This is a genomic window from Bradyrhizobium sp. URHC0002 (assembly GCF_054059515.1).
The window spans coordinates 5,866,004-5,880,374 of record NZ_JBSSCF010000001.1 but is presented as its reverse complement, the minus strand read 5'-3'; the positions used below and the strand labels follow the sequence as shown (position 1 = coordinate 5,880,374).

At 61.8% G+C, this 14,371-nt stretch carries 15 protein-coding genes; 10 read left to right on the top strand and 5 right to left on the bottom strand.

Annotated features, from left to right (window positions below; translation table 11 throughout):
- Positions 1 to 203 precede the first annotated feature (203 nt).
- From ACVWVY_RS28740 to ACVWVY_RS28730, 3 genes are all read left to right on the top strand, one after another.
- Positions 204 to 1,397 (top strand): M20/M25/M40 family metallo-hydrolase, encoded by a 1,194-nt coding sequence (locus ACVWVY_RS28740; protein WP_456629530.1) that lies wholly within the window; start codon positions 204 to 206, stop codon positions 1,395 to 1,397.
- A gap of 48 nt (positions 1,398 to 1,445) precedes the next feature.
- Complete coding sequence (locus tag ACVWVY_RS28735; protein ID WP_456629529.1) at positions 1,446 to 3,035, top strand: ATP-binding protein; 1,590 nt, start codon at positions 1,446 to 1,448, stop codon at positions 3,033 to 3,035.
- Positions 3,036 to 3,297: 262 nt separating this feature from the next.
- On the top strand, positions 3,298 to 3,750 hold the full coding sequence (locus tag ACVWVY_RS28730; RefSeq protein WP_456629528.1) for a hypothetical protein: 453 nt from the start codon (positions 3,298 to 3,300) through the stop codon (positions 3,748 to 3,750).
- A gap of 137 nt (positions 3,751 to 3,887) precedes the next feature.
- Here ACVWVY_RS28730 and ACVWVY_RS28725 read toward each other — a convergent pair whose 3' ends face one another.
- Positions 3,888 to 4,847: a cupin domain-containing protein gene (locus ACVWVY_RS28725; RefSeq protein ID WP_456629527.1), complete on the bottom strand. Its 960-nt coding sequence runs from the start codon at positions 4,845 to 4,847 to the stop codon at positions 3,888 to 3,890.
- 215 nt (positions 4,848 to 5,062) lie between these two features.
- Here ACVWVY_RS28725 and ACVWVY_RS28720 point away from each other — a divergent pair, with 215 nt between their 5' ends.
- The 4 genes from ACVWVY_RS28720 (at position 5,063) to ACVWVY_RS28705 (ending at position 8,086) form a co-directional block, all read left to right on the top strand.
- On the top strand, positions 5,063 to 5,833 hold the full coding sequence (locus tag ACVWVY_RS28720; protein WP_456629526.1) for an alpha/beta fold hydrolase: 771 nt from the start codon (positions 5,063 to 5,065) through the stop codon (positions 5,831 to 5,833).
- A 191-nt stretch (positions 5,834 to 6,024) separates the two neighbouring features.
- Entirely contained in the window at positions 6,025 to 6,900 is an 876-nt protein-coding gene (locus ACVWVY_RS28715) for an alpha/beta fold hydrolase (RefSeq protein ID WP_456629525.1), read from the top strand.
- A 54-nt stretch (positions 6,901 to 6,954) separates the two neighbouring features.
- Positions 6,955 to 7,449, top strand: a complete 495-nt coding sequence (locus ACVWVY_RS28710; protein WP_456629524.1) for a DUF302 domain-containing protein — start codon at positions 6,955 to 6,957, stop codon at positions 7,447 to 7,449.
- A 109-nt stretch (positions 7,450 to 7,558) separates the two neighbouring features.
- Positions 7,559 to 8,086 (top strand): hypothetical protein, encoded by a 528-nt coding sequence (locus ACVWVY_RS28705; RefSeq protein ID WP_456629523.1) that lies wholly within the window; start codon positions 7,559 to 7,561, stop codon positions 8,084 to 8,086.
- 67 nt (positions 8,087 to 8,153) lie between these two features.
- Here ACVWVY_RS28705 and pip read toward each other — a convergent pair whose 3' ends face one another.
- From pip to ACVWVY_RS28690, 3 genes are all read right to left on the bottom strand, one after another.
- On the bottom strand, positions 8,154 to 9,107 hold the full coding sequence (pip, locus tag ACVWVY_RS28700) for a prolyl aminopeptidase (protein ID WP_456629522.1): 954 nt from the start codon (positions 9,105 to 9,107) through the stop codon (positions 8,154 to 8,156).
- Between the two features lie 62 nt (positions 9,108 to 9,169).
- Positions 9,170 to 10,462 (bottom strand): M20/M25/M40 family metallo-hydrolase, encoded by a 1,293-nt coding sequence (locus ACVWVY_RS28695; RefSeq protein WP_456629521.1) that lies wholly within the window; start codon positions 10,460 to 10,462, stop codon positions 9,170 to 9,172.
- A 341-nt stretch (positions 10,463 to 10,803) separates the two neighbouring features.
- Positions 10,804 to 11,409, bottom strand: a complete 606-nt coding sequence (locus tag ACVWVY_RS28690; protein WP_456629520.1) for a DNA-3-methyladenine glycosylase — start codon at positions 11,407 to 11,409, stop codon at positions 10,804 to 10,806.
- A gap of 178 nt (positions 11,410 to 11,587) precedes the next feature.
- On the opposite strand from ACVWVY_RS28690, the gene lipA reads away from it, so the two are divergent.
- Genes lipA through ACVWVY_RS28675 form a run of 3 tightly spaced genes read left to right on the top strand, consistent with a single transcriptional unit; the run spans position 11,588 to position 13,575 of the window.
- Complete coding sequence (gene lipA, locus ACVWVY_RS28685) at positions 11,588 to 12,547, top strand: lipoyl synthase (RefSeq protein ID WP_456629519.1); 960 nt, start codon at positions 11,588 to 11,590, stop codon at positions 12,545 to 12,547.
- A 15-nt stretch (positions 12,548 to 12,562) separates the two neighbouring features.
- Positions 12,563 to 13,099 (top strand): DNA topology modulation protein, encoded by a 537-nt coding sequence (locus tag ACVWVY_RS28680; RefSeq protein WP_456629518.1) that lies wholly within the window; start codon positions 12,563 to 12,565, stop codon positions 13,097 to 13,099.
- Positions 13,099 to 13,575 (top strand): type II toxin-antitoxin system RatA family toxin, encoded by a 477-nt coding sequence (locus tag ACVWVY_RS28675; protein ID WP_456629517.1) that lies wholly within the window; start codon positions 13,099 to 13,101, stop codon positions 13,573 to 13,575. The genes ACVWVY_RS28680 and ACVWVY_RS28675 overlap by 1 nt, the downstream gene beginning before the upstream one ends.
- Before the next feature lie 4 nt (positions 13,576 to 13,579).
- Here the strand turns inward: ACVWVY_RS28675 and ACVWVY_RS28670 are convergent, their stop codons facing one another.
- Positions 13,580 to 14,311 carry a FadR/GntR family transcriptional regulator gene (locus ACVWVY_RS28670; RefSeq protein ID WP_456629516.1) on the bottom strand — a complete coding sequence of 244 codons (732 nt, stop codon included), beginning with the start codon at positions 14,309 to 14,311 and terminating at the stop codon, positions 13,580 to 13,582.
- Positions 14,312 to 14,371: the final 60 nt, after the last annotated feature.

Sequence of the window (14,371 nt, the reverse complement as noted above, 5' to 3'; positions counted from 1 at the left end):
AGTGGCGCTGCGCGGAGACCGCGGACCAGCCCTGCTGGACTGCACCTTAGGTCATCGAGGCCAGACAAGTTCTGGCCGGTGAACGTCAAGAGACCTGGTCTGCTCTCGGCGGCCAAATTACCCTCAGCAGGCGCTTTGAGGAGCCTTGCGTAGCAAGGCGCCGCGAAGGATGCTCACAACCTCTGCTCATCAAAGGATCTGTCATGCCTGTCGACGCCAACTCCGCCACTGACCGCCTCATGCGCTTCCTCGCCGTCGAAGGCGTGACCGGAAAGGAGGCCGCGATAGGGCGCGAGCTCAGTGCGGCGCTGCAAGAAAGCGGCGTGCCGGCGGACGCGATCCGCCTCGACGACGCCAACACGCGCATTCCTGTGCCGACGGAGACCGGCAACCTCATTGTCGATCTGCCCGGTCGCGGCGCGCTGCACAACCAGCCGCGGATCATGTTCATGACGCACATGGACACCGTGCCGCTGTGCGCCGGAGCGAAGCCGAAGCTGAGGGGGCGTAAAATCGTCAATGAGGCGAAGACCGCGCTTGGCGGCGACAACCGCGCCGGCTGCGGCGTTCTCGTCACGCTGGCGGCCGAGCTTGCAAAGCAGAAGCTTGATCATCCGCCGATCACGCTCCTGTTCTGCGTGCGGGAGGAGAGCGGGCTATGGGGGGCGCGCCACGTCAGGACGGCGGATCTCGGCTCTCCGGTCATGGCCTTCAACTACGACGGCGGCGCTGCCTCCAATGTCACCATCGGCGCCGTCGGCGCGGATCGCTGGCAGGTCGAGATTTTCGGCCGCGCCTCGCATGCCGGCGTCGCACCGGAGCGCGGCATCAGTTCGACCATGATCCTTGCGCTCGCGCTCGCCGACGTGAAGGCCGGTGGCTGGTTCGGCAAGGTGGTGAAGGGCAAGCGGCAGGGCACGAGCAATGTCGGCCCCGTCACCGGCGGTGACGGCCGGCCGGCCGGAGACGCCACCAACGTCGTCACCGACTATGTGCACGTGCGCGGCGAAAGCCGTAGCCACGACAACAAGTTCTTCAAGGAGATCACCAAGGCCTACAAGGCGGCATTCGAGAAGGCCGCAAAGCGCGTCAGGAACAGCGATGGCAAGTCGGGCCGCGTCAAGTTCAAGGCCGAGACCGACTATTATCCGTTCCGCATGAAGGAAAGTCTGCCCGTGGTCAAGCGCGCGGTCGCGGCCGTGTCCGGCATCGGTGGGGTGCCGACCATCCGCGCCGCGAATGGCGGGTTGGATGCAAACTGGATGGTCCGCCACGGTGTTCCGACCGTGACCTTCGGCGCAGGGCAGAACGAGCCGCACACGATCGACGAGTGGATCAATCTCGACGAGTACGACCGGGCGTGTGCGCTCGCGGTACAGCTTGCAACGATGCGATAAGAGGACGGAAAAATCACGCTGCTTCAATTTGAATAGGGTATTCTGAACATGTCGACGCTCAACCCGCATGGCGCGTGCTTGCAGTGGAAGCCGGAATTGATCTGGCTGAATGCCGTTTCCGACGCCATCCTCGCCGGCGGCTTCTTTGCAACCGCGTTCGTCCTCGGTCTCTTCGTGTGGCGGCGCCGCGACCTCATGTACCGCGGCGTGTTCGGGATATTCGCCATCTTCGTCGCGGTCTGCGGGATGACCCGCCTGCTGGCGATCCTCACTCTGTGGGTGCCGGCCTACGACATCGAAGGCCTCACCAAAGGCTTCCTGGCGCTGATATCGCTCGGAATCACGGCGGCACTGCTGCTGTCGCTGCCGCGGATCCTGGTGCAGCCGTCACGCACGCAACTTGCGCAAGCCAATGCGGCGCTTGAGGAGGAAATCCGACACCGGCGCAAGGCCGAGGCCATGGTCAAGCGTTTTCAGGAGATCGAGGCCAACGAGACCCAGGTCCGGCAAGCGCAGAGGATGGAAGCCATCGGCCAACTCACCGGTGGTGTGGCGCACGACTTCAACAACATTCTGACCGTGATCACCGGGACCATCGAAATCCTCAGCGAGGCGGTCAAGGATCGTCCGCATCTCGTCCAGATCACCGATATGATCAGCGCCGCCGCGGCGAGGGGAGCCGACCTGACGCGGCATCTGTTGGCCTTCGGCCGTCGGCAGCCGCTGCAGCCGCGCAACACTGACGTCAACGCCCTGGTCATCGATGCCGCGCGGTTGCTGCGACCGACACTCGGCGAACAGATCGAAATCGAATCGATGCTGGCGCACGATTCCGCTCCGGCCCTGATTGATCCCAGTCAGCTCTCGACTGCGATCCTCAACCTCGCACTGAATGCGCGTGACGCCATGCCGAACGGCGGCAAGCTGACGCTCGAAACCAGGAATATCGTGCTCGACGAGCGCTATCCCGGCATGACCAGCGAGCTCAAGCCGGGCAACTACGTCATGATCGCGGTGAGCGACACAGGGGAGGGAATCCCCGGCAGCCTGCTCGACAAGGTGTTCGAACCGTTCTTCACCACCAAGGAGGTCGGAAAGGGATCGGGGCTGGGTCTCAGCATGGTCTACGGTTTCGTCAAACAGTCGAACGGACATATCAAGATCTACAGCGAAGAGAGCCACGGCACCACCGTGAAGCTCTATCTGCCGGCGGCGGCGGGTGTCCCGGACGCGCTGGCCGCCGAGGCTGGCATCTCGGGAGGCGAACACGGCGACGAATCCATCTTGATCGTCGAGGACGACGCGTTGGTCCGCGAATACGTCGTGACGCAGATCAGCCGTTTCGGGTACCGCACCATGGCCGCCGGCAATGCCGCCGAGGCGCTGGCCATCATTGACGGTCCGGAACGCTTCGATCTGCTGTTCACCGACGTGATAATGCCCGGCGGACTAAACGGCCGTCAGCTCGCGACCGAGGCGCTGAAACGACGCCCGGAACTCAAGGTGCTTTATACGTCCGGTTATACGGAGAACGCCATCGTGCATCATGGCCGCCTCGATGCCGGCGTGCTGCTGCTGCCGAAGCCTTACCTCAGCTCCGATCTCGCGCGGATGATCCGGACCGCGCTGGCATCGTGAGCTTTTGCGGATGGGGAGGCGCGCCCCGGCATGTCTCAAATGTGCCAATAGCCGATTTGACGCAGCGGCAATGCACGGCCCGTAAAATTGACCCCAAATCAGGACAACCCTGCATTATTGGGTAATCACTTGGCAAACTTCGGCCATTAAAAACGCTTGCCCTTCGCAGCGCGACCTCGAAGTGTCGGTACTACGCGACGCAACGAGCGCGCCAGTTCATGGGATCGGTCTTATCTTGAGGGAACGAACGAAAATCCATCGCGTGACAATCATCGTCATTGCCTCGGCTTTGACTTTAGCTATTGGCTTCTTTGTGTACCGAAATGTTGTTGGCGTTTGCAACGCGCAGGGAAGATATCTCGACGATGCGGAGATGATCCGCCAAGCAATCCTTTACAGTCTACAAAAGCCTCCTCACGAACGCGTACCACCCCCAGATGTCATCCAATACCGCTCTGTCGCAGAGTTCATGGACCGAAACCGTGACTGTTGCATCATTCATCGCCATGACCGGGGTGAGTTTGAAAACGTCTTGGCAGATCGATGGGTACGCATATTCGGGTGGTACGTCCTCGTTGTAGATCTTTGGTATCAATACAAGGAAGCCGCACCGGATAACTTTTACGAAGCGTCCATCGCGATGAACGCGTGTGGACAGTTCGTGGAACGGCATGTTTCGCTGAACTCGCGTCCTAGGGTGCCAATAGAGAAGTAGATGACGATAGGTCTTGGGCCTTCGCGTCGGTTTGACCGGATCACGGCGACTTCCGGTCTACCCCGGCGAACGGACACTTTCAGGATAGGCGGGCAAGTCTCAAAAGTGCGATAAGCGGACCCGCTGTGGGATGGCCGCTACAAGGCTTCTGCTTCCAGAACGGCGCCTTGCCTTTCGCCGCTGGTAGAGCGTCGAGATGTTCGGTACCGGCCAGGTGATAGGCCGTGATATCGATGGAACAGCTTCGAAAACGCCGCCGCTGTCTCGTAACCGACCCGGCTGGCAATTCGTGCGATGGGTTCATCGCTGGTTTCCAGCAGGAACGCCGCTTCCGCCATCCGGCGTTCGATCACATAACGGTGCATGGACTGGCCAACGAGCTTGGTAAAACGCGCCGAAAATACCGAGCGGCCGAGCCCGACGCGTTGGCCAAGGTCGCTCAGCGTCCAGGGCCGCTCCGGGTTTTCGTGAATCAGCTTGAGCGCTGGTCCGATATGCGGATCAGATATGGCCCCGAGCCAGCCCCCTTGTCCGGGACTGAGAGACGCGATCCAGCTTCGGAGCACCTCGACAAAGAGCACTTCTGTCAGTCGTGAAAGCGCGACGCGCTGCCCAGGACGCTCAAGCGCGGACTCGCTGACCATGCGGCGCAGGATGGCTTCAAGCCAACCACCGTCCGCCGTTGGCTTCAGCAGGAGCACGGGCGGGAGTAGCTCCAGCACGCTGCCAAACAGCGGTCGTGAGACCGTGAAATTGCCGCAGATCATGGTCGAGAGCGGCTTTGCACGGGTGCCGTGACGAACGACGCCAAGAAGCGGCGACGATCGATCGATATCGATAATCCGCAAAGGCTCGGCCCGGCGATCCGAATAAAACACATGGGGCTCTCCGCGTGTGATGACGACAAAGTCGCCCTCGGTCATCTGGATTTCCTTTCCCTGTTCGAGCGCGAGGGTCGCCGAGCCCTGACTGAGGTAGTGAAACAGGGCGTAAGGGCGCTGCGGCAACTCAAGATGCCAGGGATGGCCGAGCTCGAAATGAAAGAGCAGCGTCCCGCCGAGACGAACGCGATCGAGCACTTGGGCGAGGATGTCCATGCCGCCGAGATTAGACCGGTGGACGATTGGACACAACATCCGGACGATTGATCTCTATCGTCCGAAAGGTCGGCAAACTAGGTCATGTCGCGGCGGGCCGACGTCACGTGCGGCAACCATCTCGCCGACGGCAGATGGAAGAACCGCGACCTTACTGGAAACGCCTGTCCATTCCGCCGGACCGTGTTCGTCCGACATGCCCATAGGAACAATCAATGCGAAATATCCTTCTCTCAGCCGCTACCGTACTCCTGGCCGGATCGACATTGGTCGGCTCCGCCCATTCCGCCGATCTGCCCAAGGGAGCAGCCCACAACATCGTGCTCGTGCACGGCGCTTTCGTGGACCAGACGAGCTGGCAGCCCGTTGCCGATATTCTCTCGAAGAAAGGCTACAACGTCACGCTCGTGGAAAATCCGCTCACTTCTCTCGCGGCTGACGTCGATGCCACCAAACACGCGCTCGCGAAGCAGGATGGCAGGACCGTTCTGGTCGGCCACTCGTGGGGCGGCGTGGTGATCACGCAAGCCGGCAACGACCCCAAGATTTCAGCGCTGGTTTATGTTTCCGCCTTCGCGCCGGAGGTCGGTGAATCCCTGGCGTCGCTGGCAAAGGCTGGCCCGCCGACCGAAGGTGGCAAAGCGATCCATCCCGACGCGAAGGGCAATCTGTACATCGATCCCAAGGTGTTTCCGTCGGCCGTCGCGGCTGACCTTCCTCCGGAAATCGCTGAGCACCTCGCCAACTCGCAGCTTCCGTTGAATCACGTTGCGTTCGAAGCCCCCGTCGACATTGCGGCCTGGCATGACAAGCCGACCTTCTATGTCATCAGCACGAAGGACAAAGTGCTGGCGCCCGAGGCCCAGAAGTCGTTCGCAGCCAGGATCAAGGCTCAGACGACGGAAGTCGCCGGCAGCCATGCCTCGCTCGTCGTCCACGCGAAGCAAGTCGCCGAGGTCATCGAAAAGGCCGCACTCGCAAAGTGACGATACCGCTCCCGGCGCTTTCGCGTCGGGAGCGCGCACGCTCGCTCCGAGGAATACAGATCGCACCGGACTGCGATAGCGAAAGCTAGTCAAAGCCGCGGAAGCGCCAGCGACATCCTAGAGCAAGGTCTCGATCGCTGCGCCATCGGTCCCCCCACTCGATATCTTATACCAAGCATCCGGAGGATGACATGAATCAACTAGACATCGCTAGCCGGGAAGTCGCCACGCTCGAAACGGCGCCGACCCGTTACATCGAAGGCCGCGGGATCCGCTTCGCTTATCGCCGCCTCGGTCCCGTTACCGGAACGCCGCTGGTTCTGCTGCAGCACTTCTCGGGCAATATCGATGCGTGGGACCCCGCCGTCGTCAACGCTCTCGCCACCGACCGCCCAGTCATCGCATTCGACAACGCTGGGGTTGGTCGCTCGACCGGCCAAACGCCTGACAATATCGCAGCGATGGCAAGAGATGCGGTCGCCTTCATCAAGCTGCTCGGCTTTTCTGAGGTCGACCTGCTGGGCTTTTCTCTCGGCGGCTGCGTCGCCCAACAGATCGCCGCCGAGCACGAACGGCTGGTCCGGAAGCTCATTCTCGTCGGCACCGCGCCGAAAGGCGGAGAGCAACATTTGTTAGCAGTGCTGCAGGAGGCGTTTTCTCAAACCGATGCGCCTGATCCCCGCCTGCCGCTGTTTTTCACGAAGTCGTCCGCTAGCCGGTCGTCCGGCTTGGCCTTCCTGAAGCGGGCGAAGGTGCGCAAGGATGATCGGGACACTGACAACGGCAGCGCGGTCACCGATCCGCAGGCCAAGGCGCTGATCACCTGGTGCGCCACACCTGATCCCGGGCACGCGATTCTGCGCGCGATCCGCCAACCCGCCCTTGTGGTCAGCGGCAGCCACGACACCATGCTGCCCGCGAACAACGCCTACGCAATGTTCAAGGAACTAAGCAACGCTCAGCTGGTCCTCTATCCCGATTCAGGGCACGGGGCCCTGTTTCAGTACCACGAGATATTCGTCAGCCACGTCCGGACCTTCCTGGAAGCGCATCCCGCGGCTGCATAATCCCGGCGCGTTCAGACGCCGTCGGACGCGCTCAGAGTGGTTACGGAGGACAAAATGACAATCGCTAAAGTCGACGTGGAACGCTTCAGCCTCACGAGCGCAAAACCATTCGAGGCTATTGTGGCCGCCATCAAGTCTGCGATCGGTCAGCCTGACATGGTCAACTTTTTCAAGGAGACGAGGGCGACAAATTCCTTCCCGGATTTGGAGCGCGTTGTACAACGCGGCCTCGGTCGAACGAACCTTATGCTCTTCGCGGAATTCGACCTGGGCGACATTTTGCGTCGCGAAACTGGATCCGCGACGCCCAAGATCATACGGCTTGTGGTCGGCAATCCACTCATCATGAAGGAAATGGTCAAGCACGTGCCCGATGCTGGATCCTACGCTCCAGTCACGTTGCTCGTTGATGAGCGTCCCGATGGCGTTCACGTCTCTTATGACAAGATGGAGAGTTATCTGTTGCGTTATGGCAGCTCGGAAGCCCTTGCCGTCGCCCGAGCTCTCGATACGAAAATCACCAACTTGCTACGCGAATGCACAAGCTGAAACGTCCTGATGACGTCTTCGGCTGAGGGAAGTGGGTAATTCATACCAATCGCGGAACGCGACGGGCGTTGTCATGACGCGAGCCAGGCGTTGAAAGGGACATTTTTGCATGTACAAGAAACTTCTTGTCACTCTCATCGCCTCGGTTCTTTCCAGCGGCGCTGCCGTATCTGCTCCCGCCGCCAGGAAAGAGCCGCTGGATGCTGCGACCCTCAGCGCGATCAAATCGAAGTTCGGCAAGCTGATGGAATTGGCCAACAAGCACGATTTCAAGGCTCTGCATGAGATGTTCTGGCAATCGCCCTCGACTCTCTTGGTGGCCAAGAGCGCGATCCAGTCCGAGGGGAACTGGGCCGGCTTTTGGGGCAACGAGGCGATTGATCAAAAGCTGCATGATATCGGCAGCTCCGGTCCGGTCGTGCTCGAGCCAGATTATTCGAAGCTCAGGGTTGTCGGCCTGACCCGCGACGTCGCCGAGTCCTACGTGCCGATGAACATCACGGTCTCTTATGCGGGGCAGGATGGAACAGCCAGGCCGTTTCTAATGATCATCAATTGGCTTCGCGTCGGGAAGGACTGGAAGGTCGCTTCCGAAATCATTCTGCCTGTACCGCCCGTATCCGCCGCGAAGGGCTAGAAAGTGCACCCAAGGCAGACATTGGCTGCTCTTCCTATTCAGCGGTCACAGACCGTAGCCCGCACTCCTATAACCTCCCGAACTCAGCCAGGGCTCTGATGACCAACGGCATGAACTCATTGCCGCCGCCGTGGCCGGCGTCCTCAAGAACATGCAGCCTGGTGGTCGTCCATCGTTTGTGCAGGTGCCAAGCCGTGGACAACGGTCCGCTGACGTCGAAACGGCCGTGGATCAGAGCGCCGGGAATGCCGTTCAATCTCGAGGCGTCGCGGATCAATTGATCCTCCTCGAGAAATGCGGCGTGGCGCCAATAGTGAGTGACCAGCCGGGCAAATCGTAGTCGAAACTCCGCGTCATCAAACAGGGGATTTGGCTGATGTCCCGGTGTGAGCGAGACGTGCGCATCCTCCCACGTGCACCATGCCTGCGCCGCTCCATCGCGAACGGTCTCGTCGGCATCAGCAAGCATGATCGCGTAAGCATCGACGAGCGGGATGTTGCGCAGATGCTGGGGGACAGCCTCGGAAAAGCGTTCCCATTCCTTTGGAAAGATTCGCCTGACGTCCTCCGTGATCCACTGCACCTCTGCGCGTGATGTTGTGGTCACAAATCCGAGTACCATCGCTTTCACTCGTCGCGGATGAGCGTGTGCGTAGGCAAGACCAAGCGTGGTTCCCCAGGACAGGCCCAGGATGATCCAGCTTTCGATATCGAGCAGATCGCGCAGCCTCTCGATGTCTGCGATAAGGTGGGAGGTGGTGTTGCTCGTCAGGTTTGAGCTCAATTGACTTGCGAGTGGAAGGCTGCGGCCGGAGCCACGCTGATCGAACAGCACAGCCTTGTGGACGTTCGGATCGAAAAATCTTCTCTGACCAATAGAGCAGCCCGTGCCTGGACCGCCATGCAGGAAAAGCGCGGGCTTGCCCTTGGGATTGCCGCAACATTCCCAGTAGATCTGGTGGCCATCCCCCACATCCAGCAATCCGTTCTCGTATGGCTCGATAGGCTGGAACTGAGCCATCGCTTACTCCTGAGGTGGGCATTACGGGCGGTCGCCGTCGTGCAACCAACGCTGCACCGGCCTCACTTCACCTTGTCCTGCGACACGTCCATGATCATTCGCGCGGACAAATAAAGGCGCGGCACGATTGACTCCAGCTTGACGTATTCGGCGTCGTTCGAGTGAGCGCCGTAGCTGCTCAGGCCAAAACCCTCGATGACGGGGGCGGTGGCCTTCAGCGCGGCGAAGGCGGCGTCGGTGCCGCCGCCGGTGGCGACGTCGAGCACCTTCAACGGCAACCCCAATTCCTGGTAGATGGCGGTGCCGTGGGCGGCCAGACGGCGCGAGGCGGGCGTAGCTTCCAGCGGCGGGCGGCGCATCTCGAACCGGAGCTGCACCTTGGCCTCGGGAAGCCGTTGCGTCTTCACGCGTTGCTGCAGCGTGGCTTCCAACTCGGTGAAATCGGATACTTTCAGCGCCCTTGCGTCGCCTTGCGCGGTGGCCTGTGCGGGGATCACGTTGCGGTTGGTGCCGGCCTGCGAGACCGTCCAGTTCAGGCTCAGGCCCTGGTCGCGCCGCGACAGGTCGCTCAATTGCAGCACCTGGTGGGACAGCTCGACCAGCGCGTTCACGCCCTTGTCCGGCGCGGAGCCGGCGTGCGAGGCCTTGCCGTCCACCGTTAGGTACGCCGCGCCGATGCCGCTGGTGGCGAGGCGCAGGCGGCCGTCCTCACCGCCGCCCTCGTAGGAGAACACAGCGTCGTGCGCGCCGGCCATGCGGGTGATGGTGCTGCGCGAGCCCGGCGAGCTGATCTCCTCGTCGCCGTTGATCAGCACGGTCAGCGTGCCGTAATCCCGGAACTTCAGGGTTTGCAGCATCGCTATCGTGTGCAGGATGAGGGCTACGCCCTGCTTGTCGTCGGCGATGGCCAGCCCATAGGCGCGCTCGCCGTCAATGCGGAAGGGCTGGTCCTTCAGCATGCCGCTCAGATAGACGGTGTCCATGTGGGCGATCAGCATGATCTTCTTGGCGCCGGTCCCCTTGAATTCGGCGTGGACCATGGCCCCCGGCTTCTCTGGCGTGTCGTCCATCCGGTAGATGTCGGTCGGCTCAACGATCTCGACCTTGCCGCCCAGCCGGGTCAAACGTTCGCCGATCAACGCCGCCAGCCGGGCCAGGCCCTCGGCGTCCTTGCTGCCGGATTCGATGTTCACGAGATCGCGCAGCGTGTCGAGCAGCGGGGCCTTTTCCTGTTGCGCCAGTTCGTGGATGCGAGCGTCCGGCGCGGCCCGCGAGGGCAGGGCCGACAAGGCGAGGGCGCAGGCGGCGATACAGGTCAGTGGGAAATGCCGGGGGAATCGGGCGGGACGCGACATGGTGGTCCTTTCAAATGACGGCCTGATTATAAACGTGCCTCAGCGAAGCTCACCCCATGGAATTGCGGCGCATCACCATAATTGTAATTCGTGAAGCCCTATCTTTTACCCACCGCACCCGGCATTCCCTGCGCCCTCTGATTTCTGGAGGGACATCGGACGTACAACCTCGGACGTAGTGCGTCGCGAGAATGCCGACACGCAACTAATCGTCATCGCCCGGCTTGACCGGGCGACCCAGTATTCCAGAGACGTCAATGATTAAATCGATAAGCCGCGGCGTACTGGATCACCCGCCTTCGCGGGTGACGACAGTTGTTGATGTTCGCACAGCCGGGCCGTCAAAACGGCTTGCTCAAAAACCTCGATCCCTTCAACCCGTAGCGCCATGGCAGATCGGCCGCTTTTGTAATTCCGATCCGCACGCCGGCGACGATCTCGGGTTTGCCGGGACGCGCATGCAACGCGAACGGCGGCTGATCCAGCGGCAGTTCGCTGTGCTTGATGGTGATTCCAAGCGCCTCGCAGAGCTTGCCGGGCCCCGAACACAGCGCGCGCTCCTCCTGCAGGCCGCGGCGGCGGCGCATCGCGGGTAGGCCGTGGGTCGGCTGCAGCGCGCGGATCAGCACGGCGCTGGCCGAGCTTTCCTTTTCGCAGACGAAATTCACGCACCAGTGGATGCCGTAGGAGCGGTAGACGTAGGTAAAACCGGGCGGGCCGAACATCACGAGGTTGCGCGGCGTCGGCCCATTGAAGGAATGCGCGGCCGGATCGGTGTGATGGTACGCCTCGACCTCGGTGATGATACCGCCGACGCCATTGACCAGGAGCGTCGCCCCAATCAGGTCGGGCGCGACCTCGTGCACGCTGCGGCCAAAAAACGAGCGTTTCAGCGGCTTGCCGAGGCGAGGGGCGGCGGCATCGGCCGGCTTCGGATTTGGAGCCATTTTCAGGTGGGAATCACGGAGGAACAGGTGAAAACTGGCAATATGTTGCACGTTTCTGCTAGGTTCGGCGAGCCAGATTGGCGGTCTCCCGCAATCGGGATTGCGGCCTCTCGCAACCGGGGTTGCCGCGATGGGTGACAAAGATTAGCTAGATGTTCTCGCCATAACCGGACTCAACATGGTCGTCCTCGTCGATACCGTCTCCGTCAATCAGGTGCGCCCGCGTCACCCCGAAAAGGTGAACCGGCCGGATGCGCTGTCGCCGCCGAAACCGGACTGGATCAGGGTGCGCGCGCCGAACACGCGCGGCTATGCCGACACCCGCAAGATCGTGAAGGAGAACGGCCTCGTCACGGTGTGCGAGGAGGCCGGCTGTCCGAATATCGGCGAGTGCTGGGACAAGAAGCACGCCACCTTCATGATCATGGGGGACACCTGCACGCGGGCTTGCGCATTCTGCAACGTCAAGACCGGCATGCCCGGCGCGCTCGACATTTTGGAGCCGGAACATGTCGCGGAAGCGACCTTCAAGCTCGGACTTGCTCATGTCGTGGTGACCTCGGTCGATCGCGACGATCTCGCCGATGGCGGCGCGGAGCATTTCGCGCAGACCATCCGCGCCATCCGCGCGCGCTGCCCGACCACGACCATCGAGATTCTGACGCCGGACTTCCTGCGCAAGGAAGGCGCGCTGGAAGTGGTGGCGGCGGCCAAGCCCGACGTGTTCAACCACAATCTGGAGACCGTGCCGGCGCGCTATCTCAGCGTTCGCCCGGGCGCACGCTACTTCCATTCGATCCGGCTGTTGCAACGGGTCAAGGAGATCGATCCGACCATCTTCACCAAATCCGGCATCATGGTCGGGCTCGGCGAGGAGCGCCACGAGGTGCTGCAGGTGATGGACGATCTGCGCTCGGCCGAGGTCGACTTCCTGACCATCGGCCAATATCTGCAGCCGACCCGCAAGCATCACGCCGTGATGCGCTACGTGACCCCGGACGAGTTCGCGGGCTACGAGAAGGTCGCCTACACCAAGGGTTTCCTGATGGTGTCGGCCAGCCCCTTGACCCGCTCGTCGCACCACGCGGGCGAGGATTTTGCCAAGCTGCAGGCGGCGCGCCTCGCACGGGCCCGCTAGCCTCGGATCGAACCAATGCAACGCGTTCTTGTCATGGGATCGTCGGGGTCCGGCAAGTCGACATTTGCGCGACGGCTGTCTGACATGACAGGCCTTCCCTTCGTGTCGCTGGATGCGTTGTTCTGGAAGCCCGGCTGGGTCGAATCCGACAAGGCTGAGTTTCGCGAGCGCTTGACCGAGGTGGCACTCCAGCCGCGCTGGATCATGGACGGGAATTTCGCCTCGCATCTGGTCGAACTGCGCCGCGACGCCTGCGACACCGTGGTCTGGTTCGACCTGCCGCGCAGGACCTGCATGCTCGGCATCATCAAGCGGATCGCCGGCAGCTATGGCCGGGTTCGCCCGGAAATGGCCGAAGGCTGTCCGGAAAAGATCGACTTCAAATTCCTTCACTACGTCTGGACCTATCGCCGGCAACAGCGGCCAAAGCTCCTGGACTATTTTGGGGGGATGCGCGCCGATCAATCGCTGGTTTGCTTCACCGCCCGGACCCAGGCGAACGACTATCTGAATGAAATCGCGCGCAAGCAGAACCGGGCGAGTATCCACTGATGCCGCGCTTTTCCAGCAAGCGCCGGGTCCATCACACCGCGTCGCAGATGTTCGATCTGGTCGCCGACGTCGAGCGCTATCCGGAATTCGTGCCGCTGTGCCAGTCGCTGAGGATACGCCAGCGCACGTCGAGGGGAGACGGCACTGAAATCATCGTCGCCGACATGACCGTGTCGTTCAAGGTGGTGCGGGAATCCTTTACCAGTCGGGTGACGCTGGACCGGCCGAACCTGAAGATCATGGTCGAATATCTGAAGGGCCCATTCAGCAATCTCGAAAACCGCTGGACCTTTGAGCCGAAATCCGAAACCGACTGCGATGTCGGGTTCTTCCTGTCCTACGAATTCAGGAGCCGGATGCTGGCGATGCTGATGGGAACGATGTTCGACACCGCGTTCCAGCGTTTCGCTGCGGCCTTCGAGAAGCGTGCGGATGCGGTTTACGGTAAAGCCGGGGCGGGACCAGCCAAGACCTAGCTAGCTAGACATCCGCGAGGTCGGCGCGGTCGGCCAGGCGTTGCGCGGCGTTGTCATAGTGCTTGCGGGCCTTGTCGCGTGCCGCGGCGGGATCGCCGCGCTTGATGGCCTCGACCAGGCGCGCCTGCTCCTCGATCGCGACGGCGGCGAGTTCGGTTGCCTTGGTGTTCTTGACGGCGACCGAGTGAAGTTTTTCGGCAATCTGGCCGTCGATCATCACGATGAAATTGAGCGCGTGCTCATTGTCAGCCACCTTGGCGATGACGTGGATCAGCTGACGCTCGGCCTCGAAATGACGCTCGGCGCCGTGCTCGCGATCGCCGATCGCCTCCCGCATCTCCTTGAGAATGGCCTCCATGCGGGCGATGTCGCGGTTGGAGCGCGCCAGCGCCGCATCCGCCGCGGCCTCGATGACGACGCCATTGCGCAGGCGCAGCAGTTTCAACAGTTCCTTGCGCTTCTGGAAGCAGGCGGGGCTGATCCGAAAAGCCGTGCGTTCTTGCGGCTGGGCGATGAAGGCCCCGACGCCGACGCGGCTCTGGACGACGCCGTCGTATTTGAGTTGCGAGATCGCCTCTCTCACCACCGTCCGCGCCACGCCGAATTCGGTCGCCAGCGCTTGTTCGGACGGCAGGCGATCGCCCGGCCGGAGTTCGCCCGCAAGTAGAGCGCCGGTCAGGCTGGTGACAATCTCCTCCGGCAAGGAAGGACTTCGCTCGAGGGATTTGAATTTCACCGGATGGTCCTGTCCAGATGTCGCCGCCGGCTGACCCGCCATCGCGATCCGCGCCAGCGG

Coding starts and splice junctions, on each gene's coding strand:
- ACVWVY_RS28675 (WP_456629517.1), top strand. CDS start 13,099: ATGCCGCGCTTTTCCAGCAAGCGCCGGGTCCATCACACCGCGTCGCAG.
- pip (WP_456629522.1), bottom strand. CDS start 9,107: ATGGCTCAGTTCCAGCCTATCGAGCCATACGAGAACGGATTGCTGGAT.
- ACVWVY_RS28690 (WP_456629520.1), bottom strand. CDS start 11,409: ATGGCTCCAAATCCGAAGCCGGCCGATGCCGCCGCCCCTCGCCTCGGC.
- lipA (WP_456629519.1), top strand. CDS start 11,588: ATGGTCGTCCTCGTCGATACCGTCTCCGTCAATCAGGTGCGCCCGCGT.
- ACVWVY_RS28695 (WP_456629521.1), bottom strand. CDS start 10,462: ATGTCGCGTCCCGCCCGATTCCCCCGGCATTTCCCACTGACCTGTATC.
- ACVWVY_RS28680 (WP_456629518.1), top strand. CDS start 12,563: ATGCAACGCGTTCTTGTCATGGGATCGTCGGGGTCCGGCAAGTCGACA.
- ACVWVY_RS28735 (WP_456629529.1), top strand. CDS start 1,446: ATGTCGACGCTCAACCCGCATGGCGCGTGCTTGCAGTGGAAGCCGGAA.
- ACVWVY_RS28705 (WP_456629523.1), top strand. CDS start 7,559: ATGTACAAGAAACTTCTTGTCACTCTCATCGCCTCGGTTCTTTCCAGC.
- ACVWVY_RS28725 (WP_456629527.1), bottom strand. CDS start 4,847: ATGGACATCCTCGCCCAAGTGCTCGATCGCGTTCGTCTCGGCGGGACG.
- ACVWVY_RS28710 (WP_456629524.1), top strand. CDS start 6,955: ATGACAATCGCTAAAGTCGACGTGGAACGCTTCAGCCTCACGAGCGCA.
- ACVWVY_RS28740 (WP_456629530.1), top strand. CDS start 204: ATGCCTGTCGACGCCAACTCCGCCACTGACCGCCTCATGCGCTTCCTC.
- ACVWVY_RS28720 (WP_456629526.1), top strand. CDS start 5,063: ATGCGAAATATCCTTCTCTCAGCCGCTACCGTACTCCTGGCCGGATCG.
- ACVWVY_RS28715 (WP_456629525.1), top strand. CDS start 6,025: ATGAATCAACTAGACATCGCTAGCCGGGAAGTCGCCACGCTCGAAACG.